The organism is Helicobacter zhangjianzhongii, from assembly GCF_030249855.1.
In the GTDB taxonomy this organism is placed as follows: domain Bacteria; phylum Campylobacterota; class Campylobacteria; order Campylobacterales; family Helicobacteraceae; genus Helicobacter_B; species Helicobacter_B zhangjianzhongii.
The window spans coordinates 212,627-235,548 of the sequence record NZ_JANURN010000002.1 but is presented as its reverse complement, the minus strand read 5'-3'; the positions used below and the strand labels follow the sequence as shown (position 1 = coordinate 235,548).

Below are 22,922 nucleotides of genomic sequence, written 5' to 3'. Positions count from 1 at the left end.
ATATGGAGCAGCTCACACAAGCAAGCAAGACCCCCACAAAATCTATCCGCATAGGCATTGTGCGGCTCTCATCGTTTGGCGATGTCGTGGTATCTGCTAGCAAGCTTATGGACTTTTATCACGCTTTGGCGCAGGAATATGATGAAGTGCGTATTGAGTGGTTTGTGGATACGCGCTTTGCAGGGATATTAGAGCATCATAAAGCGATCACGACACTACACGCCCTACCTATCAAACGCCTTAAATCACTCCGTGCCGTTAGGGAGCTTTGGCGGAGCTTGCGTGCTTTGGGGCGGTTTGATGTGGTGCTAGATTTGCAAGGACTAATCAAATCTGCCATTGTGGGGCGTGCGCTAGATTCTAGGGAGTTTGTGGGCTTTAGCTTTAGCTCGGCGCGAGAGGGGCTAGCTAGCGTGCTATATAGTAGGCGCGTGAAGGTGGCGTATGATGAGAATATATTGGTGCGCAATGCCGCAATTTATCAGTGTTGTTTGAGGGATTCGGCTTTGCGCGATAAATCGGGGATTTCTGCGCGCGCGCTTCAGTTACATACTCCAAGTATGCGCCCTTGCGCGCGCTTGAAAAACCCCGATTTCTCATCGCAAAACCTAGAATCCCACAGCGGTTTTACAAAACAAGTCCAACCCCTAGAATCCACTTTTGAAAGCCCCACCGCAACTCCTAGAATCCTTGAAGAAGAAAAACGGACTGAAAATAAAAAAGTGGATTCTAGCAGCAATGCTTATTTTCTGTCATTGCGAGCTTTGCTCCGCAAAGCGTGGCAATCCATACAAAAATATACCAACCCCCTAGAATCCACTTTTGAAAAAACAGCACAAAAAGCACAAGAAATACAAACATTACAAAAAGCGGATTCTAGTGATACTCCCATTTTTGCTACCGCAAAAACTATGGATTGCCACGCCACTGCTACGCAGTGTCTCGCAATGACAGAAAATAATGCCACTAGTGAAAACGAGGATTCTAGTTTTTCTGCCCAAAACGCCTCAACTCTAAGCGACTCCACAAAGGATTCTAGCCCTAACGCCCAAAGCATAGCTACGCCGCAGGCGGCAGGATTTTCTAAAGAAACATCGCCTAGCGGCGAGCGGTATCCCTTGTTTTGCGATGATTTTTGGGGTTTTCAAGGCGGGGGCGAAGGGATTTACCTAAGCGGTAATGAGCAAGCCCCCGCCGCAGAATCCCCAAAAAGCGCGCAAAAGCCAACGCCCAAGCACGCAAAAAGTGGGTTTGGCTGGGGCAAAGCCCCCCTCCCCCCAAGCACACAAGCCACCCTAGAGTCTAGCACCTATCGCGTGCTATTTGTCCTAGAAGCCTCAATCCCGCAAAAAACCTACCCCATAGAGCAATTTGCCGCTCTTGCCACGCGTATGCAGCAAGCAAGCACACAGAAAATCACATTTTGCCTAATCTATCACGAGCATAAGCACAATGCCCTATCCCTCCAAGCTATGCTAGAGGCGAGAAATCTTCACACCTGCCTTTTTCCGCCGCTTGACTTCAACGCCCTAAAATATGTCCTAAACGCTATGCACTGCGTGATCGGGGGGGATACGGGGGTTACGCATTTGGCGTGGGCATTACAAAGCCCACAAGTCATCACCCTACTTGGCAATCCACAAACAAGCAAGGGCAAAAATATGCGCGATACAAAGCTCTCGCGCGTGCTGCTAGGCAATCCTTATGTGCTAAGTCAAAGTGGTAGCTTTGAGATCGCCTCTATCCCACCAGAATCCATCTATCGCGTGTGGGTGGATCTAAGGGCTAGACAAGCGCAGTTAATAAGCATTTAATCTAGGGCTTTATAATCGCCATTTACATAACTTTTAAGGAGTTTTTATGCGATTTCTTTCCTACGCGCTAGTCCCTTTGCTAGTCCTATCAAGCTATGCCTATGAAATCAAGCAAGCCCCTGCTATCGCCAAGCGGATAAATCCTGTCGGCGAGGCTAATTCTGTGTATTCCTACCACGATGTAATCGCCGCTGCCACGCAAGCAGTCGTCAATATCTCCACGCAGAAAAAAATCACCACCAATCTTAATCCAATGTTTAATGACCCATTTTTCCAGCAATTTTTCGGCGATATGTATAATCAAATCCCCAAAGACCGCATCGAGCGGTCGCTTGGAAGTGGTGTGATCATCTCTCCTGATGGCTATATCATCACTAATGACCATGTAATCGATGGCGCGGATAAAATCATCGTAACAATCCCCAATGACCCTAATGAATACACCGCCACGCTTGTAGGCAGCGATAAAGAGGGCGATATTGCTGTGATCCGCATTAGCAAAAATAATCTGCCCTCTATCAAGTTTGGCGATAGTGCTGATGTCAAAATCGGGGATATTGTCTTTGCTATCGGGAATCCATTTGGCGTGGGAGAGAGCGTTACGCAAGGTATAGTCTCAGCGACAAACAAAAATATCCAAGTCAATACTTATGAAAACTTTATCCAAACAGATGCCTCCATAAACCCGGGGAATTCTGGCGGTGCGTTGGTGGATTCTAGGGGTGTGCTTATTGGTATGAATACCGCTATCCTATCGCGCTCCGGGGGCAATCACGGCATAGGCTTTGCGATCCCTGCAAATATGGTGCGTGAAGTGGCGGACTCACTTGTCAAAAGCGGCAAAATCACGCGCGGCTACCTAGGCGTAGGCACACAGGATATAAGCCAAGATTTGCGCAATAATTATGGCGAGCATAAAGGCGCGGTAGTCATCAGCATTGACCCAAAATCCCCGGCAAAAAATGCAGGGCTACTTGTGTGGGATCTCATCACCGCAGTAGATGGCAAGCCTATCAAAAACGCCGCAGACTTGCGCAATCGCATAGGCTCTATCAAGCCTAATCAAAAAATCACCCTAACAATCTTGCGCGATGGCAAAACGCAAAATATCACAATCACCCTAGCAGAGCGCAAAGATGCAAACGCCAAGCAAGATGAAAAGCTGCCAGAGAGTGCCACAGAATCTAGCGCGCTAAAGGGTATGCGCGTAGAACCTCTAAGCCCGCAAATCCGCCAGCGATATGGGATACCTGATGATATACAAGGCGTGATTGTTACTAATGTCATAGAAAATTCCAAAGCCCAAGACGCGGGCTTTGCCCAAGGCGACATCATCTCCCAAGTTGAAGAAATCGCCATTAAAAGCCCGAGTGATTTCGCCCGTGCGCTCAATAAATACAAAGACAAAAACAAGCGATTTTTGGTGTATTCTAGCCAAGGCGTTAAGACAATCGTAGTCAAATAGCCCTGCTTTAGCCGGGTGATTTTCAAAAGTGGATTCTAGGGGGTTTGATTCTATGGATTACTAAAGAAACTTCGCTTCGCTTGTTTTCTAAAGAAACTTCGCTTCGCTTGTTTTCTAAAGAAGCCACGCTTTGCCACGATTTTGCTGCACAAAATCTCGCAATGACAATAAAAGGGCAAAGACAACGCGTAGCCAAATCCCCACCAAGTAAAGCCAAATCTCTCATAACAACCTAGGGCTTTGCAAACGCAACAGCTCATACACCTTTGCCGTAGCGATCCGCCCCCTAGCCGATCGCTCTAAAAATCCTTGTGCTAGCAAATACGGCTCGATCACATCTTGGATCGTATCTTCATCTTCGCTAATGATAGCTGCGATTGTATTTAGCCCTATGGGCTTTTTGGCTTGTGCGATCGCTTCTAAATAGCGCAAATCCAGCGCATCAAAGCCAAGCTCATTGACCCCTAGCTCTTGCAAGGCTTGCTTGGTGGTCTCTAGGCTGATTGTCTCCTCATCTTTCACATCGGCAAAATCGCGGATCCTGCGCAGTAGTCGCAGGGCGATCCTAGGCGTGCCACGCGAGCGGCTAGCGATCTCTATGCTAGCAGAGTCTTCTATGCCTTTTTCAAGCTTTTTTGCCGCTTTTTTGATGATTTGTGCTAGCTCATCTGTGCTATAAAACTGCAAGCGAAAGTCCATACCAAAGCGATCGCGCAAGGGGTGAGAGAGCATACCAGCCCTAGTTGTCGCGCCAATGAGCATAAAGCGCGGCAAGTCGATTTTGATGGTCTGTGCCGCTGGTCCAGAGCCTGTGATAATATCGAGCCGAAAGTCCTCCATAGCAGGATAGAGCATTTCCTCGATAGCGGGGCTTAGGCGGTGGATCTCATCGATAAACAAAATCTCCCCATCTTGCAAATTAGTAAGCAATGCGGCTAGATCGCCTGCTCGCTCGATCATCGGCGCGGCAGAGACCTTTATAGGGGCATTCATTTCATTGGCGATAATGTGGCTTAAGGTCGTCTTGCCAAGTCCGGGCGGTCCAAAGAGCAGGGTGTGCATAAGGCATTCGCCGCGTTTTTTCGCGCCTAAGATGGCTATTTCTAGGTTTTTTTTCACCTGTTCTTGCCCGATATAATCCCCCCAGATACTTGGTCTTAGTGAGATTTCATTACGCTCTTCAAAGCTGATTTTCTCCACGCCTACGACACGGGCTTGCTTATCATCATCGTGGGTAAAATCTAGCGAGATTTTTTCCATATATCCTAGCTCCTTACACTCCCAGCACTTCTCTAGTAGCTCTCTTGCTCGCTAGGGAAGCTGCCCTTGCGCACATCGCTAGCATACTCACGCACCGCCTGCTTGATAAGCTCTGCCCCCTGTAAATATCGGCGCACAAACTTCGGCGATATATCACTGCAAAGCCCCAGCATATCGCTCCATACCAAAATCTGCCCATCGCACGCCGCCCCAGAGCCTATGCCTATGGTGGGAATCTGCACGCTTTGTGTGATGGTGGTAGCACAAGGCGCGATAATGCCCTCTAATAGCAGCCCAAACGCCCCTGCTTGCTCAAATGCTAAAGCGGATTCTAGTAGCTCTTTGCTCTGCGTCTCATCTCTGCCTTTAATCTTATAGCCGCCTTCTGCCTTGATATATTGAGGCATAAGCCCGATATGGGGCATTATGGCTATGCCTTCATCAATAAGAGCTTCGATGATATGAAGCTTTGTGCGTGTAACTTCAAGCTTTAAGGCATCAACTTGCGTGGCTTTGATGAGTTTGGTGGCATTGCGCAGTGCGCTATCTCTTGTAGTATAGCTGCCAAAGGGCATATCAGCTATGAGAAATGAGCTTTTTGCCTTGCGGCAGACTGCTTGGGCGTGGTAGATGATATGCTCTAGCTTTAGGCTTGTGGTATCGCTACACCCGCCAAAGCTCATATTTAAGCTATCGCCTATCAAAATCACATCAACTTCGCCATCAAATATCCCGGCAAAGAGTGCGTCATACGCGGTTATGGCGGTGATTTTTTCTACGCCTTTTTTGTTTTGTAGGGCTTTTAGGGTGAGCTTTTTGCTTGACATAGTGATCCTTATGTAGCGAGATATTTTAAACTTCCTATAACTTTGATAAACCTATAATACAGCGCGTTTGACTAGGGGATTATAACATACAAGGGCTTTGATGAGAGATAAGAGTTATGCCAAGGGGGCGTGTAGTTTGGGCTTACAAGTAGGGGGCAGGGCGTTGCTTTTGTATAGGCGTATGGCAAGAGGGGCTATCTTGCTAGCAATTTCTGCCTGCCTTTGCCAAGCTAGCCAGATAGCCCCCTATCTTGATCCAGACAAGCCCCTTGACTATGACAATCTTGACCTTTCTTACTATCCATATATCATCGCCTATAATGCCACCACAGATGAAGAGATCATCGATCTAGTCAATAGCCTTGAAGCCTCTAATCAAAAAACAGGCGTGTTTATCGGGCTTTATGGGGGCTGGATCTTTCACAATGCCACAAATGACCCCGCCTACCTCTCGGGCAATGCCTATGCCTATGGGGCAAAAGTGGGGTATCAAAGCTTCTATCCCTCTTTGTATGATAGGCTCTCTATCCCCAATATCGTAGGCAGTAGAATCTATGTGCAGTATCTAGGTAGCAATGCCAAGGAGCTTAGTTATGCGGATATTGGCTTTAGCGGAGTTGGAGTGAGTGCGGATATTTTGGTGGATTTGCCTGTGGCAAAGGGGCTAGAATCTGGCGCGATTATGGGGCTAGGGCTATTTAGTATGGCGTATGATAATAAGCCTGATTCTAGCCTTGGTGGGGTGATCAACCTAGGCTTTGATGTTGTGATAGCGACAAAACATCGCACAGAAGCAGAGATAAAATTCATCATCAATGACAAGCTAGATTGGTTTGGGGCGGCGACTATGGTGGGGTATAGCTATGTGTTTTAGGGTGGCAGTTCTTTTGATTTTACACGCTTTGTTTGTGTGGAATTTGGCTTTGGGTAGTCATTCCGCAGATTTTGGGGATTTGGATGCAGCCGCAGACTCTAGCTCTGCCCCCAAAACAAGTGAAGCGGTGCAAGGCGCAAGCACGCAAGCAGGTTTCTTTAGAACTCCTAGAATCCTTGAAGAAGACAATCAGGGCGGTTTTGAAAAATCCGCCGAAAATAAAAAAGTGGATTCTAGTAACAACATAAAAGCAAAGGACTCTAGGATTTTGGAGCTAGAATCGGGGTTTTTCAAGCCGCGTAAGGAGATAAGACTTGGGCGTCTATCGAGCGGCGAAGAAATCCACGATTCTAGCCCAAAACCAGCGACAGCGGTGCAAGGCGAAGCCGCAGCAGGTTTCTTTAGAAAAGCCGAATCCAGCACAGATTCCAGCAAGCAGCTCTACTTCTTGCGCGCTCAATACTACCACCACCTAAAATCCCAAGCCCGCACGCTAGAAAACCGCGCTAGAAATGGCGCGTTTGTGGGCGTAATCCTTGGGGCTAGCAATATGGACATCACACTGCAAAGACTCGGCAGACCCTATCCAGCTGCAATCAATCCCTTTGTGCTAGGGGCAAGTGGGGGCTATATGCACTTTATCGACTCTGCGCCTATGGGGATCCGTGTCTATGGGCAATACCTTGCCGCGTGGAATTCTTCAAACAATATCCAAGATAGCATTACAATGCAGCTTTTTAGCTTCAATCTTGATGTGTTTGGGGATTTGGCGATCACTGATGATGGATATTATCTAGGGGCATACGCTGGTGTAGGCGGAGGGCTAGCGATATTTGATCAAAGGCTAGAAAATGTGTATAGAAACCACCAAATCATCGTAGGCAGTGTGCTAAATGCTGGGATTTCTGCGACTTTGGCATATCATCATCGCCTAGAAGCTGGCGTGAAGCTCCCACCAAGTGTCATCAATGATAATTTTGCCTTTAGGCTTATGTATCTTGTAAGCTATCAGTATCTTTTCTAAGTAGGCGTGTATGTGTATCAATCAAGCACTTAAAATCTTATCTCTAAATGGCTTTCTAGCTTTTATGGCATTATCGCAATGCTATGGGCTAAGTGCGGCTGAAGGCTTAAGTAATGATGAATTGCTGCTTGATGAAAAAAGCTTTGCGACTTTGGAGAATAGGCGCGTTGATGTGATAGAGATTTTGCGCGCACAGGAGCGATCACTGCAGGGCAAAAGCACGCAGGAAAAAATCAAGCATTATGAGAAGCTTTTACGCGCTAATGGCATCACACCAGAGCCTATGCCCTATAAGTCTGGAGACTATATACAAGCGCGCTTCCCACACGCAGATCCTAGCAAAAAGGCGGATTTAAGCAGGTATTACACAAGTGCGGATAAAAAGAGCGGAGCCTTTGCTAGCGTTATGCTAGGGACTAGCACACTTACGCAACGCTACCAAGATGGGCTGTATAACAAAACAAACAATGTCCCCAAAGATGAAGCAGGCTTTGTCTGCACTGATACAGATAAAAGTGGCTGCAAAATTAGCGGGATATTTCACAATGGCGAGCAGGGGATTGATTTTGTCTCTAATCTTTTTGCCTTTGGTGGGGGCTTTGGGTATCAAAGGTTTTTTAACCCATTTTTAGGCACTAGGCTCTATGGCGATGGGCTGCTTAGTGCTGGGACAGAGCGCATAGGCGAAGAGGCGGTGGGGAGCTTTTACTATGTGCTTGGGGGTATGAATGTCGATGTGCTAGCGGAGCTGCCCTTTAGTATCTTTGGCACTCTTGGGGAAAATCGTGTGCTAAAGGATATGGCAGTGGGCTTGTATGGGGGACTAAGCATAGGCGTGCTGCTGTTTTTTGACCAAGCTAATGAGAATCTAGCTAAATATACCAATGGACTTACTAGCAAAGATGTGTTGTGGAATTATTTATTGCAAGTGGATTATGGCTTCAATCTTGGGGCGAGCTTTTCCCTCACTTCGCGCTATAAGCTTGATTTTGGCGCGAAAATCCCTATGAGTGCGGTGGGGCTGCCTAGTGAGCTGCGACTAGGGCTAGAATCCACAGCTAGCTACTCTAATGGAGAATCTATCGTGTCTAAAGATATTGTGATCACGCGCACGCCATTTTGGTATGCAAGCTTTATTATGCTTTTTTAGCTGTGTTATAATGCGCGGAATTTGGCGATATGGAGCGTGTGTTGATGAATAAAAAAGTCGCATATATAGCGATGATATGGGCGATTATCACAAACACACAAGCACAAGTGGATTCTAGGAATGTCGCTGATTTTGCTACCGCAAAAAAAGTGGATTCTAGGATTTTTCATAACAATGCTATTTTTACTCCCACAAACACTATGGATTGCCACGATTTTGCTACCGCAAAATCTCGCAATGACGGAAAAATAGCTTTTTTAGAAAAAGTGGATTCTAGCAATGAAGCTTTTTTATCGTCATTGCGAGCCTTGCGCCAGCAAGGCGTGGCAAAGCAAGGCGAAGCCGCAGCTTCTTTAGTAATCCACAAAAGCATCACACAAAAAACGCACGCCCTAGAATCCACTTTTGAAAGTCTCACCACAAAAACGCAAAAAGTGGATTCTAGCAAGCAAGCCCAAAGTTTAAACAAGTCGCAGGCGGCAGGATTTTGCAACAAAAACGCAAGGGCTCAAAGCGTGTTTGATGAAAACGCCGCAGGCGGCAGGATTTTTGACACAAACGCACAAACGCAAAAAGTGGATTCTAGGGGTAACGCCAAAAGTGTAAAAACGCCGCAGGCGGCAGGATTTTCTAAAGAAACATCGGCTAACGCCGAGCGGTATCCCTTGTTTTGCGATGATTTTGTGGGTTGCGCGCGGCGAGCGGTGGGCGCAGGGATTTACCTTAGCGGTAATGAGCAAGCCCACCGCGCAGACTCCCGCAAAAGCGCGCAAAAGCCAACGCCAAACACAAACAAGCTAGAGTTTATCATCTCCTACACCGCCCAAACCCACGATGGCATAATCACCGGCGAGCGATATAGTGTCGCTGATCCCATCACGCTAAAAGCTCGCACGCTCAAAATCGCCTACACCTGCTCGCTTAATACCCCCATAAACGACCTAATCACCGATGATGAAAGCTATGCCATTAAATATATTTTGACCCATTACCAAGAAGAAGTGCTTGAGTGCCTACGCAAAGGGCGGGCGAGCGTGCGGCACGATGGACTTACAAGCCAAAATACGCGCGTGCTGGATTCTACTACCTTTGCATTCCCGCCGCAGCGGATTTTGGCGCATTTGGATAATCGCTATCTAATCATAGAAGTGCTAAAGGAGTGAGATGAAAATCGCAATCGTAGAAGATGACATCAATATGCGAAAAAGCCTAGAGCTGTTTTTCGCCGAGCATAAGGACTTGCGTGTAGTAACTTTCCGCAGTCCCAAAGACGCGCTAAAAGAGCTGGACTCTAGCTATCAGCTTGTGATCACGGATTTAAATATGCCACATATGAATGGGCTAGAGTTTTTAAAGCAGCTTAATAATCGCTATGAAATGATTGTTATCACCGGCAATGCCACGCTGCATTCTGCGATCGATTCTATACGGCTAGGGGTGAAAGACTTTTTCCAAAAGCCCTTTGAGCCAGAGCTTTTGCTTGAGGCAATCTATCGCAGTAAAAAGGTGCTAGAGTTTCAGCAAACCCACACCAAAACCACCTCCAAAGCAAGTGCTACAATCAACCGCCAAAGCCCCTTTGTCGCTACAAGCAAATCACTAGAATCCATACAAGCCCAAGTGCTAAAAGCCGCGCCCACGGATTCTAGTATTTTGCTTATGGGGGCTTCAGGTGTAGGCAAGGAAGTCTTCGCGCGCTTTATCCACGAGAACTCCACTAGGAGCAAAAAGCCCTTTATCGCTATCAATATGGCAGCAATCCCTGAGCATTTACTAGAATCCGAGCTTTTTGGCTATGAGAAAGGCGCATTTACTGATGCCATAGCGACAAAGCAGGGGCTATTTGAGCTAGCAGATGGCGGGACACTCTTTTTAGATGAGATAGGGGAGATGCCTATAATGCTCCAAGCAAAGCTCTTGCGAGCAATCCAAGAAAAAGAAGCCACAAGACTAGGCGGATCGAAGCCCATAAGCTTTGATGTGCGCTTTATCTCCGCGACTAATGCGAATTTAGAGCAAAAAATCGCGCAAAAAGCTTTCCGTGAAGATCTTTTCTACCGCTTGCAGACAATCCCCGTGCAAATCCCCCCGCTAAAAGAGCGGCAAGAAGAGATCCTCCCCATAGCCCAATGGAAGCTTGATCTAGTCCTAGCCCAATACAACCTCCCGCCAAAGACTTTCACCAAAGAAGCCACACAAGCCTTGCTAGAATATGAGTGGCACGGCAATATTAGAGAGCTGCTCTCTGTGGTGGAGCGAGCCGCGATCCTTAGCGATGAGGCAATCACGCCAAAGGATCTTTTCTTAGATTCTCGTAAGGCACGCGATGAGAGAGAGCCTAGCAAGATAGAAGCATTAGAAAAGCAGCTTTTAGAAGAAGTGCTGCACGATAGCCACAATGACATAGCAAAAGCAAGCAAGATTCTAGGGATGAGTGAAGAGATTTTGCAGTATAAGCTTGCCAAATACGATATACGCAATCCTAAGTGATATTTTTAGTGAAAAATAATGGATTGTGTGCTAGTATCGCGCTTTTTGCATTACTACATACATACGCGTGTGCGATCGCGCGACCACAACAGCCAGCAAGATTAGAGAGATTAGGAAGATAATGAGTGAGATTATAGGATTTAGACAAGAAGGCGGAGAGATCATCGATCTACAAAGTATCGCCCTAGAGCGCGGAGAGTCGCTAGCTACACTGCGAGAAAAGCTACAAAAGCATTCCATTGATACAAGCGCGTATGGGGAGGCGATCCACTTTGATAATTCTGCTCCGGCACTTGCGATTATCCGCCACTCTTGTGCGCATTTGCTAGCCCAAGCGATCAAGCAGCTTTACCCTGATGCGAAGTTTTTCGTAGGACCGGTGGTTGAGGAGGGATTCTACTACGACTTTAAGACAAGCAGCAAAATCGGCGAAGAAGACTTAGAGAAAATCCAAGCGCGTATGAAAGAGCTAGCAAAATCTGGTGATATGATAGAAAAGTCTGTGATAAGCCGCACCCAAGCACAAGAGCGATTTAAAGATGATGAGCTAAAGTGTGCGGTGATGAGCAACATAGTGGGCGATAGCTTTGGGCTGTATGCGCAAGGGGACTTTGTCGATCTATGCCGCGGACCGCATTTGCCTAGCACGAAGCTCTTGCATAGCTTTACGCTCACTAAGCTTGCAGGGGCGTATTTGGGCGGCGATGAGAGTGCGGAGATGCTTGTTAGAATCTATGGCATAGCCTTTGCGGATAAAGAGAGTTTAAAGAGCTATCTCCACCAACTAGAAGAAGCCAAAAAGCGCGACCATAGAAAGCTAGGGCAGGAAATGGGGCTTTTTACCTTTGATGAGCAGCTAGGAGCTGGGCTGCCTATATGGCTGCCAGCAGGGGCAAGATTGCGCAGGCGCATAGAAGAGCTGCTGACTCGTGCGCTTATTATGCGAGAGTATGAGCCTGTGAGGGCACCAGAGATTTTGAAAAGCGAAGTATGGAAAATCAGCGGGCATTATGACAACTATAAAGAAAATATGTATTTCACAAGCATTGATGATGTGGAGTATGGCATAAAGCCGATGAACTGCGTGGGGCATATCAAAGTCTATCAGCATAGCAAGCGAAGTTATAGAGAGCTACCGCTTAGATTTTATGAATATGGCGTGGTGCATAGACACGAGAAAAGCGGCGTGCTGCACGGGCTTTTGCGTGTGAGAGAATTTACCCAAGATGATGCGCATATTTTCTGTATGCCAAGCCAGATAGAAGCAGAGGTGCATAGTATTTTGGATTTTACGCGCAAGATTATGGGGGCATTTGGCTTTAGCTATGAAATGGAGCTATCCACACGCCCGGAGAAATCTATCGGTGATGATGCGGTGTGGGAGATCGCTACAAATGCCCTGCGATCCGCGCTAGAATCCAGCCAGATCCCTTATAATGTCGATGAAGGTGGCGGGGCGTTTTATGGACCTAAGATTGATATTAAAATCACTGATGCTATCGGGCGCAAATGGCAGTGTGGGACGATCCAAGTGGATATGAATCTGCCCAATCGCTTTTGCCTTGAATATATTGATGAAAACAACCAAGCCAAGCAGCCTGTAATGCTACATCGCGCGATTTTGGGGAGCTTTGAGCGATTTTGCGCGATTTTGTGTGAACATTTTGGCGGGGAATTTCCCTTTGCTATCGCGCCTACGCAAGTGGTGATTATACCCATTTCTAGCGAGCAGCAAGACTACGCACGCCATATCCAGCTAGCCCTGCGACACATAGGCGTGTATGCGGAGATTAGCGATAAAAATGAGACCCTTAGCAAGCGCGTGCGCACTGCAGAGAAACAGCGCGTGCCGATGATTGCTATCATCGGGGCAAAGGAAGTGGAATCCAAAATGCTTGCAGTGCGAGATAGGCGAGCAAAAGAGCAGAGCAATATGACAGAAGGAGAGTTTATAGCAATGATAGAATCCAAAAAAGAAGAGGTGAGCTTTTGAGCAAAGAAGAAGTTTTGCTAAATGAAAATATCCGTTTTAGCGAGGTGCGCTGCATTGATGATGATGGCTCCACTTATGGGATCATTTCAGCTAGTGAAGCAAGAGGGTTTGCAAGGGAGAAAGGCTTAGATCTAGTGTGTATCTCGCCTACTGCCAAGCCCCCTGTGTGCAAGATTATGGACTATGGCAAATACCGCTACCAGCTAGAAAAGAAGCAAAAAGAAGCCAAGAAAAAGCAAAAGCAAATTGACATTAAAGAAATCAAGCTCTCCGCCCAAATCGCGCAAAATGACATCAACTACAAGGTCAAGCACGCTAAAGAATTTATCGCAAGTGGCAAGCATGTGCGATTCAAAGTCGTGCTAAAGGGCAGGGAGACAAGCGACCCGCAGCTTGGTGTAGCGGTGCTTAATCGTGTCCTAGCAATGATGGAGGAAGTCGCCCAGCCAGAGAAAGAGCCAAAGACAGAAGGACGCTTTGTAAGCTGGCTGTTTGTGCCTAAGCGGTAGGCTAAGGTGGTAAGAGCAAAGTGGATTCTAGGGGGGGCGATTCAGTCTTGGGTGAGCGATTCACGCCATTGAAAAAATTTAGGGCAGTCATTACCGCTAAGGTAACTCCCGCCCAAAATTTGTAAAAAACACTCACAGCCCCACCGCAACCCTTAGAATCGTGTTGAAGTAAAACAAGCTTTTGAAAAAGTGGATTCTAGGAAAAACGATTCTAAGAGTTGCGGTGGGGCTGTGGTAGCTTTGCGGCTTATGGTAAAGGTTAGCGAACTTAGCGTTCGTGCCTTTGCCATAAGCCGCAACACTGCCGCATTGCCCACCCAAGACTGAATCGCCTACCCCCTAGAATCCACTTTTCAAAGGATAGATATGCAAAAGATTGTCATAACAATCAATGGTATGTCTTGCGCTTCTTGTGCGAATTCCATTATAAAAACCCTCAAAGCAAAGCAGCTTCTCAATGACATACACATCAATCTAATCACCAAAACCGCCACGCTCACCCTAGATGAGAGCCACTCGCTAGAGGCAATTTTCTCCGCGATTAAAAAGCTAGGCTATGAGCCAGAATCTAGCCCATCTAGTCCATTTATCCCTGCAAGCAATGCCGCAAAACCCCTTGCCACATCGCCGCTTACGCCATATAAGCCAAGCATTTCTCCCCCAGCACAAGGGCGTCCTAGCCAGTCAAGCCAGAGCTTCCACACTAGGGATAAAGTGGATTCTAGCCCCGCGACAATGCTACAACCAACGCAAGAAAATGCAAGCAAGACAAGCACCAATCCCAGCCAAAGGATTTTTCTAACGCCAAAAATACAAGAACTAATGCATCTTGCCACCAATTTTATCCACAAAAAACGCGTGCTACTAAGCGGACTCATCGCCCTTGCAATCCTCTATCTCTCTATGTCGCCTATGGTGTTTGATACAGCACTTATCGCACCATTTAATGATATGCGTGTAAATTTCTTTGCCCAGCTCTTTTTAGCCCTTAGTAGTATGCATTTGGGGCGGGAGTATTATTTCAAGGGTTTTAGGGCGTTGTTTGCCAAAGCCCCTACAATGGACTCACTCATCGCCCTAAGCACCACCGCCTCGCTTGTGTATAGCGTGTATAATGCCCTGCTAGGACATACGCATTGGTATTTTGAGAGTATTTGTGTGATTGTGTTTTTTGTGCTATTTGGGAAAGGCTTAGAGCAAAATGCCAAAGATACGACCGCCGCGGTGATCCGCACGCTACTTTTGCGCAATCTCTCTCAAGTGATCCGCCTAGAATCCAGCTCCCAAACATCAATCCCACCCCAAGCCATACGCATAGGCGATAGGCTGCAGATTCTCCCCGCCCAGACAATCCCAGCAGATGGGATTATTACGCAAGGATCTTGCGCGCTTGATGAGTCTATGCTAAGTGGCGAGGTGCTACCTGTGGAAAAGAGCGTAGGGCAAAGGGTCTATGCAGGGAGTATCAATACTAATCGCGCCTTTATTATGCAGGCTACTAGCACCAGCGAGCAAAGCACGCTTAGTGCGCTAAGCGCGCTTGTGCAAGAAGCCCTTGTGTCAAAGCCAGCACTTGCTAGGCTAGCAGATATAATCGCAAGCTATTTTGTCCCAGCAGTGATTGCCATAGCGTTTGGGGCGTTTTTGTTGTGGTGGGCGATTATGGGGGTGGATTTTGGCTTTGGCGTGTGTATAGCTGTGCTTGTGATCTCCTGCCCTTGTGCGCTTGGGCTTGCCACGCCTATGGCAGTGATGATAGGCACAGCCCTTGCTAATAAACAAGGGGTTTTCATCAGGCAGGCTCAAAGCTTTGAGAATCTAGGCAGGGTCAGTGATGTGGTGTTTGACAAGACAGGCACGCTTACTAATGCGGCTTTAGAGGTGGTGGAGATTAGCAGCATAAGCGAGCTAGATCAAGCAGAGATCCTAGCCATAAGCGCAGGAGTCGAGCAAGGCAGTGAGCATATCATCGCCAAAGCGATCTTGCAAGAAGCCAAAAAGCAGGGCATTAGCCCAAGGGATTGCGGCGAGTTTAGGGCATTTGCGGGCTATGGCATAGAGGCTAGAGACACACAAGGGATCACCTATGTGCTTGGGGCAAAAGAGCTATTGCAAGGCGCGGTGGATTCTAGCCTAGATAAAGAATGCGCGTATATCCAAGTCTTTTTGGGGCAAAGGGTGGATTCTCGCTATAAGATCCTAGGCTCTATCACACTGCAAGATACTCTAAAAAGCGGTGCGCAAGAGATGATAGAAGCCCTAAAGGCTAAGGGCATAACCCCCCATATCCTAAGCGGCGATAGTGCTGCTAATACCGCGCATATAGCACGCAAGCTTGGTATCACGCACTATAAAGCCCACGCCAAGCCCGCAGATAAGCTTGCTTATATCAAGGCGTTGCAAGATAAAGGCAGAGTCGTGCTAATGGCAGGCGATGGGGTCAATGATGTAGGCGCGCTTGCTGCAGCAGATGTCTCACTAAGCTTCGCGCACGCAAGCGATGTGAGCAAAAATACCGCTGATATTATCATCTATCACAATGACATATCGCGCGTGCTTTATGTGATGAGACTTGCGCATAAGGTTATGCAAAATATCAAGGAGAATCTAGCCTTCGCCTTTGTGTATAACTGCCTTTGCATACCCATTGCGTGTGGGGTGCTCTACTATCCAGCCCAGATTTTGCTAAACCCTATGCTAGCGGCTTTTGCGATGAGTGCTAGCAGTGTTTGTGTGGTGCTAAATAGCCAGCGGCTATGGCGGTTTAAATCCTAAGGTGGATTCTAGCAATGCCCATTTTCTGTCATTGCGAGACACTGCACCAGCAGTGGCGCGGCAATCCATAAAGAAAAGCACACTAGAATCCACTTTTTGAAAATGGATTACTAAAGAAGCTACGCTTTACCACGCTAACAAGTCGGCTCACAATGACAAGAGATATTTCGCCTTTGGCTCAATATGACAATGTTAAAAAGTGGATTCTAGCAATGCCCATTTTTCACAAGCCAGCCTCTCTCCGTCATCGCGAGCCTTGCGCTAGCAAGGCGTGGCGATCCATAAAACAACCCTAGAATCTAATTTTGAAAAAGTGGATTCTAGTGTGAAAGTGGATCGCCACGATTTTGCTACCGCCAAATCTTGTAATGACAGAGAGCTTCATCGGCTCGCAAGTGAGAGAAAAGGCGATATGTGTGGAGCTAGATTCTCATAGATTCTAAGCTAAAGTGTGCAAGAGTGGCTAGAATCTGGTCTTTTGGTATATCATCGCGCAGGGTAAAATCCCCTATGCCTTTAGGTAGCACGAAGCAAAGTGTGTTGTTGTGAGATTTTTTATCTAGGAAAAAGGCTTGATAAAATGCCTCTATATCGCTGATAGGATAAGCCTCATCAAGCCCTAGTCGCCTAAGCACTCTTTCTATGCGCTTTGCCTGTGTCTCTTGCAAAAGCCCTAGTCGCAGGGCTAAATCATTTGCCATAGTCATACCTATCGCCACGGCTTGTCCGTGCAAGAAGCGTTTATAGTGGGTTTGCATCTCAATAATATGCGCAAAAGTGTGTCCATAATTAAGCGCGGCGCGGATACCGCTCTCTCTCTCATCTTGCTCGACCACGCGAGCTTTGATCGCTATGGACTTTTGGATAAAGGGCAGCAACACGCTAGGATCTAGCATATCATCTTGGCTGGATTCTAGGGCTTCAAAGCCTAGCTTATCAAAGCACACAAGCACCTTTACCACCTCTGCTAGCCCAGCTCTAATCTCGCGTGCAGGGAGTGTGCGCAAAAACTCTTTATCGATATATACCGCACTAGGCTGGTGGAAAAGCCCTACGAGGTTTTTGCCATAGGCATTATTGATCCCGCATTTACCGCCCACAGAGGCATCGACTTGTGCGAGCAGGGTCGTGGGGATTGACACATAGCTAATCTCTCGCTCAAAAATCCCACTAGCAAAGCCCACCATATCGCTTATCACGCCACCTCCAAGGGCTATCATTAGCGATTTTCTATCTAGGCGATTGGCAAAAGCACATTGCAAAATCTGCTCGATACTCTGCATATTTTTATGCTCTTCGCCATCAGGGACAATGCAGACAAAGACTTCTTGCGCGCGGATTTTGGGCAGGATTTTGTGGAGATAGAGTCCTGCTATTTTTGGGTTGCTCACAACTAGGGCTTTGCTTTTTGCCGTGATGAAAGCGCGATCATTGTGCAAAAAGTCTTCGATGATGACAGGATAAGTCGCAGAAGGTGCTGTAATGGTAAGTGTAGGCATACGCTTCCTTGGGAGTAAGATGATAGGGATTGTAGTATATTTGGCTTAAGAGATGGTTAGATCTAGGGGTGCGATCCATAGATCTAGCCTTAGAATCCAATAGAATCCAAGCAGCCCCAAATCCTAGAATCCACTTTTTGACAAGGATTTAGCTTGCGGGCTAGAATCGTGGATTTCATCGCCTAGCTCACGCGATAGACGCTCTAGTCTTATCTCCTTGCGCGACTTGAAAAACCCCGATTCTATCTCCACGATCCTAGAATCCCAAGGTGGCGTTGGAAAACAAGTTGGAAAACAAAACAGCCGCGACCCCCTAGAATCCACTTTTGAAAACAATAAGCACAAAAACACAAAAGCGGATTCTGGTGTAGGGAGTGGATCGCCACGCTTTGTCTTGCGCCAAAGCTCGCGATGACGGAAAAACGCGGCAAGTCAAAAGTGGATTCTAGGAAAACGATTCTAAGCATTGTGGTGCTAAAATCCACTTTTCGACAATTCTAAGCAAGTCGCACAGGATTCTAGGATTTCTAAAGAAACCTGCGAGCTCACGCAAGCAGGTTTCTTTAGAAAAGCTGAATCCACACACAAAATCTTTTGAAAGGATACAAATGACTCGTAGAGACTTTATCAATGGTATGGCAGTAGCCGTAGTCGCTGGAATGACACCGCTAGAGATTCTAGCAAGAGATGCTAAAAAGCCCTACTATCCCCCACTTTGGCAGAATCTTGTAGGCAGCGATGATGATAGCTACTTTTTCGCACACGCCTTGCGCGATGGCGAGCAATATGACTTTAGCGCACTGCCTATACAAGAGCAGTATGATTTGGTGGTCGTAGGAGCTGGGATCAGCGGACTTAGTGCGGCGTGCTTGTTCCACGATACGCACAAAGGCGCAAAAAGCTTGATACTCGATAATCACAAAGACTTCGGCGGACACGCTAGGCGCAATGAGTTTGCCACACCTTATGGGCAGATCTTGACCTATGGTGGCAGCGAGTCGCTACAATCGCCAAAATCTCTTTATAGCAAAAAGGTCGTGGCGTTTCTAGCTAGCCTAAATATCGATATAGACGCTTTAGCAAAGTGCTTTAATCAAGACTTCTACCCAGATTTAGGGCTTAGTCGGGGTGTGTTTTTTAGCAAAAAGGACTTTGGAGCAAGCAAGCTTGTAAGCGGCGATCCTCGCGTGGTGATTGATGATAGCATTAGAAAAGAGCGCAATAATGCTAGGAGCTTTGCGGAGTTTATTGGGGATTTTCCTATGCCTAAGGCTGATAGAGACGCGCTTTTAGAGCTTTTTACCACGCCTAAAGACTATCTACAAGGCTTAAGCAGCAAGCAAAAGCGCGACTACCTAGCCCACACAAGCTATAAGCAATTCTTGCAAGAGAGAGTCAAGCTCTCTCCGCTGGCTCTAAGCTTTTTTGATGGTGTGAGTGATGATTTTATGGCATTAGGGATTGATATGATCTCTTGCGAATTGGCACAAGAGTGTGCTTTGCCGGGATTTGCTGCTACAAACTCTGCGAATGAAGTCTTTGAAGAGCCCTATATCCACCATTTCCCCGATGGCAATGCCTCTATCACGCGCTTAATGGTAAAGAAGCTTATCCCCCATATCGCAGCGTGTGGCAACACACCAGAAGAAGTGCTACTAGCTCAATTTGATTATAGCAAGCTTGATTTAGAGCAAAATATGAGTAGGATCCGCCTGCAAAGCACCGCGCTTGATGTGCGTAATGTCGCAGGAGGAGTGGAGATAGTCTATGGATCTATGCAGGATAAAAAGCTGCATAAAATCTTTGCCAAAAAGGTCATTATGGCAAACTACAATGCGATGATCCCCTATATTGTCAAAGAGCTGCAAGATGGGCAAAAAAGCGCGCTATCTCAATGTGTCAAAACCTCTCTTATTTATACAAAAGTCCTGCTCTCTCAATGGGAGTGCTTCACAAAGCTTGGCATACACGATATTTACGCGCCAAAATCTTTCTATGTCAATACCAAGCTTGATTATCCCGTAGATATGGGCGCATACAAGCACCCACGCGATCCCAAAAAGCCTATATGCCTGCATTTGATCGGCTCTCCCTTACGGCTTAATCCTACAGAGCTTGACACTACGCAGCTTACTGCTAGAGATCTCTCGCGCCTGACACGCCACGCCCTTTTAGAGACGCCATTTTCTACCCTAGAGCAAATGACCCTTTCGCACTTGCAAGAGATGCTTGGCGGGGCTGGATTTAGAAAAAGCGATGTGCTAGGTATCACGCTTAATCGCTGGGGGCATTGCTATGCGTATAATTACAACTCGCTTTTTGACACGCCAAAACAAAGCAAAGCCACGATAAAAGCCGCGCGTAAAGTCTGCGGCAATATCGCCATTGCTAATTCTGATGCCAATTGGGAAGCATTTTTACAAGATGCCATAGAGCAGGCGATGAGAGCTTTGGGGGATTTGGGCTTAAGCTAGATTAGCAAGCGATCTAATTTTGGCGTTGGCTTTTCTCAAAGAAACCTTGAAGAAGACAATCAAGGCAGTTTAGAAAATCGCCCCTTTAATCAAACCCCCTAGAATCCACTTTTGAAAACAATGCCAACGATATGCAAAAAGTGGATTCTAGTAATGACTATTCTGCTAGCGCAGAATATGGATCGCCACGCCTTGCTAGCGCAAAGCTCGCGATGACAATTTGGGGCATTTCCCTAGAATCCTCGTTTTGATTGTGGATTACTAAAGAAGCGCGGCTTCGCCTTGCTTTGCCACGCGGTGCAAGCACCGCTCGCAATGACAGAAGTGGTGCTTTCATCGGCTCGCAATGACAGAAAAAGGGCTTCTTCAAAAAGCCTATTTTACTTCACACGATTCTAAGGGTTGCGGTGGGGCTGTGGTTGTTTTACGCTATTTTTAGGGCAGAGCAAGACTAGAGGTCTGCGGTTGTCCTAAAAATAGCGTAATCAATCGCATTGCTCGCCCAAAACTGAATCGCCCACCCCCCTAGAATCCACTTTTTACACTTTGCTGAATTAGGATTCTAAGATTGTGGTGCTAGAATCGTGGCTTTCTAAAGAAACATCGGCTATCGCCGAGCGGTGTCCCTTGTTTTCAAGGCGGAGGCGAAGGGATTTATCTAGGCGATAATGAGCAAGCCTCCGCCGCAGAATCCACGATTCTAGCCCGCAAGCTGAATCCCTAGAATCCATTTTTTATGCTTAATGCGATCCTATAGGGATAAGCATCTGCGGATGCTTATGAAGCAACAAGGAGAGTCGCTCCGCCTTGGTAGAAAAAAGCGCGAAAAGCCTTGTTTTAGCGATACATTCTTCAAAGGGTAGGAAATGCAGCACAGGCTCGGTCAAGTCTTGCAGGTAGAAAATGGGATTTTTGCTCGTGGTTTTGGTGATTAGCACCTTTTTGCCAAAGCTTCTGCCTAGGGCTTCATAGTCTTTGATAATGGCATCTTGATGCACACCATCTGGCTCAAAATCATACACTTGTATATCAGTCTTTGTCTGGATAGCGATGTCAAAAATCACGCTTGAGATATTCTCCCCTGCGTTCATCTCTTCATTGGTGATGACTAGGCATTGCTTGCAGTCTGTTAGGCAAAGGGCAGCGGTTTTTAGCACAGGGGTTGCGGTGCGATAGAGTGCTTTGCGGTGCGATCGCTTGGCAAAAAGCTCTGTCCCTACGATGATAAGCCCGATTTTTCTCGTGCGATCTTTTTCAAGCCTATCAATGAAGCTCGCATTGCTATAATCAAATTTGAGCGCGATACTAGAATCCTGCTTGCAAAGCTCCTTGATCTCATAGATTGTGGCAAAGTCCGCTGGATTTAGCACGATGACAAAGAGCTTTGTCGAGCGGATAAGACTATGGAAGTAGATAGCCTGCGTGATGTCGCGCAAAATCGCGCTAGAATCTTGGGCTAGCATATCCACATAGACATAAATATCGCGCCCAAAGGGTGAGGGGAACTGCCCTATATCAGACTTGATTTGCTTATAAATATTTCTTAGTGTCTTTGGATCGCCTGCGACAAGCACGACATCTTGAGGCTGTATCACTAGAGAAAAGGTGCTTAGAAGAAATGCATTATTGCGGTAGATCCCCACGATTTTATAATTTTTCTGCTGGATAGAGCCGATATGCCGATAGGCAAACACACTCCCAAATGGTACGCCCACCTCCATAATCTCCCCCTGCCCTAGCCCAAAACCACGCGGGATAATGGGCACATTAGGCAGCCTTGAGATAAACTGCCCTGCGATGATCTTGGCATCATCAAGAAATATCGCGTGATCATCGCGCTGCAAGCTCTCATCGCTCACGCTAGAGAGCGTAACTATACGCGCTTCTTTGCAGATTTTGCGCGTGATTGCAAAGACCGCGCGCGCTTGATCTCTATCTTCCATAATCACAAACACATCGCTAAGATCTAGGCTTCTGTGCTCATCAAACACCTGTGTAAGGTGGTATTCTGAAGTGGGATCAAAATGATGAAAGCTAAAGGAGCTTGGGAATTTCTCTGGGATCATTGCAGAGTCTTTAACAATGACAATATAGAGATTATTACTAAAATACTTTTCTAGCACGGAGTCAAGAAACACCTTGCCGACAACGCTATCAAGCACAAGCACGACTTTTTTCACATCATTTCCTTACATTAGGCTAAGTGGGATTTGTGGCGGCATTATACCAAAGCCAAAATCCCAAGCCTAGAATCCACTTCGCGCTTGTAGTGTAGCCTAAGCCATAAGCACATCTTGGCAGATCGTAAGGAATGCTATTTGCTAGTATTAGCATAAATACGCCTATAAGGATAGATTATGAAATACTCTTATCACATTGCCCTAGCCTTAGTGGGGCTATTTGTAGCAAGTATGTTTAGCGCGTGCTACAAGCCTCCAAAACTCACCCAAAATGCCATAAATGTCAAAATCTATCGCGGTAAATCATCGCTCAAAGACTGCGTGTATATCACAGAGACTTCAGGGGTTGTCAATACCAAAGGCTATGGTATAAAGCTCCTTGCCGCCATAGCCGGCGCGGAAAATGACCTGCGCAACAAAGCCGTGCGCTTTGGGGGCAATGCCGCTCTTGTGCTACACACAGAGTCGCGCTATCTAGGGGCGGACTATCAGTTTAAAATGGGGCTGGCAAATGACAATACCGCCAACAAAATCGATGAATACATCATCTACGCCGAAGTGTATCGCTGCAGGCTCTAGTGGGTGCGT

At 46.9% G+C, this 22,922-nt stretch carries 24 protein-coding genes; 15 read left to right on the top strand and 9 right to left on the bottom strand.

Features of this window, described 5'->3' with window-relative positions:
• Positions 1-2: 2 nt before the first annotated feature.
• Positions 3-1,814: a glycosyltransferase family 9 protein gene (locus NYG90_RS02950; protein ID WP_285264668.1), complete on the top strand. Its 1,812-nt coding sequence runs from the start codon at positions 3-5 to the stop codon at positions 1,812-1,814.
• 46 nt (positions 1,815-1,860) lie between these two features.
• Positions 1,861-3,279 carry a Do family serine endopeptidase gene (locus NYG90_RS02945; protein ID WP_285256508.1) on the top strand — a complete coding sequence of 473 codons (1,419 nt, stop codon included), beginning with the start codon at positions 1,861-1,863 and terminating at the stop codon, positions 3,277-3,279.
• A gap of 22 nt (positions 3,280-3,301) precedes the next feature.
• Here NYG90_RS02945 and NYG90_RS02940 read toward each other — a convergent pair whose 3' ends face one another.
• Genes NYG90_RS02940 through panB form a run of 3 tightly spaced genes read right to left on the bottom strand, consistent with a single transcriptional unit; the run spans position 3,302 to position 5,366 of the window.
• Entirely contained in the window at positions 3,302-3,505 is a 204-nt protein-coding gene (locus NYG90_RS02940; RefSeq protein WP_285264667.1) for a hypothetical protein, read from the bottom strand.
• Positions 3,502-4,539 (bottom strand): Holliday junction branch migration DNA helicase RuvB, encoded by a 1,038-nt coding sequence (gene ruvB, locus NYG90_RS02935; protein ID WP_285256510.1) that lies wholly within the window; start codon positions 4,537-4,539, stop codon positions 3,502-3,504. The genes NYG90_RS02940 and ruvB overlap by 4 nt, the downstream gene beginning before the upstream one ends.
• Before the next feature lie 32 nt (positions 4,540-4,571).
• On the bottom strand, positions 4,572-5,366 hold the full coding sequence (gene panB / locus NYG90_RS02930) for a 3-methyl-2-oxobutanoate hydroxymethyltransferase (RefSeq protein WP_434062723.1): 795 nt from the start codon (positions 5,364-5,366) through the stop codon (positions 4,572-4,574).
• Positions 5,367-5,466: 100 nt separating this feature from the next.
• Here panB and NYG90_RS02925 point away from each other — a divergent pair, with 100 nt between their 5' ends.
• The 11 genes from NYG90_RS02925 (at position 5,467) to NYG90_RS02875 (ending at position 16,617) form a co-directional block, all read left to right on the top strand.
• A complete protein-coding gene (locus tag NYG90_RS02925) occupies positions 5,467-6,240 on the top strand; it encodes a hypothetical protein (protein WP_285256511.1) in 774 nt (257 codons plus the stop codon).
• Positions 6,241-6,253: 13 nt separating this feature from the next.
• Entirely contained in the window at positions 6,254-7,264 is a 1,011-nt protein-coding gene (locus NYG90_RS02920; RefSeq protein ID WP_285256512.1) for an outer membrane beta-barrel protein, read from the top strand.
• A 10-nt stretch (positions 7,265-7,274) separates the two neighbouring features.
• Positions 7,275-8,414: an outer membrane beta-barrel protein gene (locus NYG90_RS02915; protein WP_285256513.1), complete on the top strand. Its 1,140-nt coding sequence runs from the start codon at positions 7,275-7,277 to the stop codon at positions 8,412-8,414.
• Positions 8,415-8,455: 41 nt separating this feature from the next.
• Entirely contained in the window at positions 8,456-9,577 is a 1,122-nt protein-coding gene (locus NYG90_RS02910) for a hypothetical protein (RefSeq protein WP_285264666.1), read from the top strand.
• A 1-nt stretch (position 9,578) separates the two neighbouring features.
• Positions 9,579-10,904: a sigma-54-dependent transcriptional regulator gene (locus NYG90_RS02905; protein WP_285256515.1), complete on the top strand. Its 1,326-nt coding sequence runs from the start codon at positions 9,579-9,581 to the stop codon at positions 10,902-10,904.
• A gap of 121 nt (positions 10,905-11,025) precedes the next feature.
• On the top strand, positions 11,026-12,897 hold the full coding sequence (thrS, locus tag NYG90_RS02900; protein ID WP_285256516.1) for a threonine--tRNA ligase: 1,872 nt from the start codon (positions 11,026-11,028) through the stop codon (positions 12,895-12,897).
• On the top strand, positions 12,894-13,406 hold the full coding sequence (gene infC / locus NYG90_RS02895; RefSeq protein ID WP_115010714.1) for a translation initiation factor IF-3: 513 nt from the start codon (positions 12,894-12,896) through the stop codon (positions 13,404-13,406). The genes thrS and infC overlap by 4 nt, the downstream gene beginning before the upstream one ends.
• Positions 13,407-13,595: 189 nt before the next feature.
• The gene (locus NYG90_RS02890; protein WP_285256517.1) at positions 13,596-13,733 is read left to right on the top strand and encodes a hypothetical protein; all 138 of its coding nucleotides are present in this window, start codon (positions 13,596-13,598) and stop codon (positions 13,731-13,733) included.
• Between the two features lie 39 nt (positions 13,734-13,772).
• On the top strand, positions 13,773-16,181 hold the full coding sequence (locus NYG90_RS02885; protein ID WP_285264665.1) for a heavy metal translocating P-type ATPase: 2,409 nt from the start codon (positions 13,773-13,775) through the stop codon (positions 16,179-16,181).
• Positions 16,182-16,333: 152 nt separating this feature from the next.
• Entirely contained in the window at positions 16,334-16,477 is a 144-nt protein-coding gene (locus NYG90_RS02880) for a hypothetical protein (protein WP_285256519.1), read from the top strand.
• On the top strand, positions 16,453-16,617 hold the full coding sequence (locus NYG90_RS02875; protein ID WP_285256520.1) for a hypothetical protein: 165 nt from the start codon (positions 16,453-16,455) through the stop codon (positions 16,615-16,617). Before NYG90_RS02880 ends, NYG90_RS02875 begins: the two co-directional genes overlap by 25 nt.
• On the opposite strand, the gene aroB is transcribed toward NYG90_RS02875, so the two are convergent.
• Positions 16,604-17,680 (bottom strand): 3-dehydroquinate synthase, encoded by a 1,077-nt coding sequence (aroB, locus tag NYG90_RS02870; protein WP_285256521.1) that lies wholly within the window; start codon positions 17,678-17,680, stop codon positions 16,604-16,606. The genes NYG90_RS02875 and aroB overlap by 14 nt on opposite strands.
• A 123-nt stretch (positions 17,681-17,803) precedes the next feature.
• Positions 17,804-18,031 carry a hypothetical protein gene (locus NYG90_RS02865; RefSeq protein ID WP_285256522.1) on the bottom strand — a complete coding sequence of 76 codons (228 nt, stop codon included), beginning with the start codon at positions 18,029-18,031 and terminating at the stop codon, positions 17,804-17,806.
• Between the two features lie 257 nt (positions 18,032-18,288).
• Here NYG90_RS02865 and NYG90_RS02860 point away from each other — a divergent pair, with 257 nt between their 5' ends.
• Complete coding sequence (locus NYG90_RS02860; RefSeq protein ID WP_285256523.1) at positions 18,289-20,154, top strand: NAD(P)-binding protein; 1,866 nt, start codon at positions 18,289-18,291, stop codon at positions 20,152-20,154.
• Between the two features lie 157 nt (positions 20,155-20,311).
• Here the strand turns inward: NYG90_RS02860 and NYG90_RS02855 are convergent, their stop codons facing one another.
• The 4 genes from NYG90_RS02855 to NYG90_RS02840 form a co-directional block, all read right to left on the bottom strand.
• Positions 20,312-20,524: a hypothetical protein gene (locus NYG90_RS02855; protein ID WP_285264664.1), complete on the bottom strand. Its 213-nt coding sequence runs from the start codon at positions 20,522-20,524 to the stop codon at positions 20,312-20,314.
• Positions 20,525-20,708: 184 nt separating this feature from the next.
• Positions 20,709-20,885, bottom strand: a complete 177-nt coding sequence (locus NYG90_RS02850) for a hypothetical protein (protein ID WP_285256525.1) — start codon at positions 20,883-20,885, stop codon at positions 20,709-20,711.
• 9 nt (positions 20,886-20,894) lie between these two features.
• Positions 20,895-22,334, bottom strand: coding sequence for a COG3400 family protein (locus NYG90_RS02845; protein WP_285256526.1), 1,440 nt, complete (start codon positions 22,332-22,334; stop codon positions 20,895-20,897).
• Positions 22,335-22,353: 19 nt separating this feature from the next.
• Entirely contained in the window at positions 22,354-22,488 is a 135-nt protein-coding gene (locus NYG90_RS02840) for a hypothetical protein (protein WP_285256527.1), read from the bottom strand.
• Between the two features lie 23 nt (positions 22,489-22,511).
• Here NYG90_RS02840 and NYG90_RS02835 point away from each other — a divergent pair, with 23 nt between their 5' ends.
• Positions 22,512-22,913, top strand: a complete 402-nt coding sequence (locus NYG90_RS02835) for a DUF4156 domain-containing protein (RefSeq protein WP_285256528.1) — start codon at positions 22,512-22,514, stop codon at positions 22,911-22,913.
• The last annotated feature ends 9 nt before the right edge of the window (positions 22,914-22,922 follow it).